This window comes from Kitasatospora sp. NPDC059571 (assembly GCF_042735675.1).
Lineage (GTDB): Bacteria > Actinomycetota > Actinomycetes > Streptomycetales > Streptomycetaceae > Kitasatospora.
The window spans coordinates 1-1,516 of sequence record NZ_JBHWBW010000813.1 but is presented as its reverse complement, the minus strand read 5'-3'; the positions used below and the strand labels follow the sequence as shown (position 1 = coordinate 1,516).

Genomic DNA, 1,516 nt, shown 5'->3' with positions numbered 1-1,516 from the left:
GCCCTCTCAGAGGCGTGCCCCACACGCTCGACCACAGCTTCTGGCAAGCACAGCACGCATCACTGACAAACCATCAGCGGCGGGCTCTGCCCGGCCGCGCCGATCGGCGGCCTTCCGGGCTCGCGAGCGACTGGCGGAGCCTGCTCGGCGGCCTCCGGTCGGCGCGGTGCTGGCTGGGCTGGCCGCCGACGCGGTCAGTGTTCCGGGTCTGCACAAGCTGACCGGGTGACCCGGGAGGCGGCTGCAGGGAGGACGGTGATCCGGCTCTGCCGGCCGCCGCCCCACCCGTGCCCGCGGTCCGGGCCGTCCGACCGGATCTCCCGGCCGCTGATGCGGTGCGGCACCACCCGCACCCACCGCTCGCGGTGCCCGCCGACCCAGGGCCGGGGATCCGCGTGCGTCCGCAACCGCGTGATGGCCGCGGGATCCGTGACCGGCCGGGCGGTCCCGAGCAGGTGCACGCTCCATCCACTGCCCGGCGGCTCGCCGAGGTGGTCGACCTCGAACGCCACGACGGGTGCGCCGGCCCCGTCCAGGGCGCCGCCCTCGGCGGTGCGATAGACCACCGAGCCCTCGAACGAACGGTAGTTGACCGGCAGCACCTGCGGCCCGTCCGAGGTGGTGACGGCGACGCGTCCCACCCCGCCGGCGGCGATCCGCGCCCAGCACTCCCAGGCGGGCAGCTCCCGGACGACCGGATCCTCCACCGGCCGCGGCGGCTCGGGTGACCGCGGCCTCCCCGGCGGCGGGCGCCCGGCCGCCGGCGTGTCCTGCGCCCTGCTCATGAACATGGTGACCTCGCTTCCGCGGTGCGTCGCCCACCGGGCGGGCCCGGATGCATCGGGCTGGCCCGCCCCCGGCCTTCCTCCAGGCTCACCGCCGCTCCGGACGCGGGCCAGGGGCCGCCGCCCCGAGGACCGGGGACGGGCGGGTCGGCCGGGGGCCCGAAGGGCCCCACCGCCGGGGCACGGCCGGCCCTGGTAGGGGCCGGGCGTTCACGCTGAACTGGGTGTCACGGCACAGCGGCCCGGCGGGGACCGGGCCCGGCCGTTCGAGAGGAGCAGCAGATGACACAGGGGACACCGGGCCGGCGGATCGTGGTGGGGGTCGACGGATCCCCGTCGTCCAACGCGGCGCTGCGGTGGGCCGCACGCCAGGCCGAACTCACCGGCGCCTCCCTGGACGCGGTGACCGGCTGGGAGTACCCGGCGAGCTACGGCTGGGGCGGCACGATGATCGACGGCGATTTCGCGGCGCTGGCCGGCAAGGTGCTCGCGGACGCCGTTGCCGCGGAACTCGGCGCGGAGCCGCCGGTGACGGTCCGCGAGCGGGTGCTGAACGGCAACGCGGCCACCGTCCTGCTCGACGCGGCGCACGGCGCCGATCTGCTCGTGCTCGGCAACCGCGGGCACGGCGGCTTCACCCAGGCACTCCTCGGCTCGGTCGGCCAGCACTGCGTCCAGCACGCGGACTGCCCGGTGGTGATCGTCCGCGGCCCTCAGGAGGTGTGACGGTC

2 protein-coding genes are annotated in these 1,516 nt (G+C 76.5%); one reads left to right on the top strand and one right to left on the bottom strand.

Annotated features, from left to right (window positions below; genetic code table 11):
- Window positions 1–194: 194 nt before the first annotated feature.
- On the bottom strand, window positions 195–785 hold the full coding sequence (locus ACFV0G_RS39260; RefSeq protein ID WP_380558681.1) for a pyridoxamine 5'-phosphate oxidase family protein: 591 nt from the start codon (window positions 783–785) through the stop codon (window positions 195–197).
- A 282-nt stretch (window positions 786–1,067) separates the two neighbouring features.
- Between ACFV0G_RS39260 and ACFV0G_RS39255 the strand changes: the two genes are divergently transcribed.
- Complete coding sequence (locus tag ACFV0G_RS39255; protein WP_380558678.1) at window positions 1,068–1,511, top strand: universal stress protein; 444 nt, start codon at window positions 1,068–1,070, stop codon at window positions 1,509–1,511.
- The last annotated feature ends 5 nt before the right edge of the window (window positions 1,512–1,516 follow it).

Bases quoted from the DNA above. Each gene is read 5' to 3' on its own strand.
- ACFV0G_RS39260 (WP_380558681.1), bottom strand. From the start codon at position 785: ATGAGCAGGGCGCAGGACACGCCGGCGGCCGGGCGCCCGCCGCCGGGG.
- ACFV0G_RS39255 (WP_380558678.1), top strand. From the start codon at position 1,068: ATGACACAGGGGACACCGGGCCGGCGGATCGTGGTGGGGGTCGACGGA.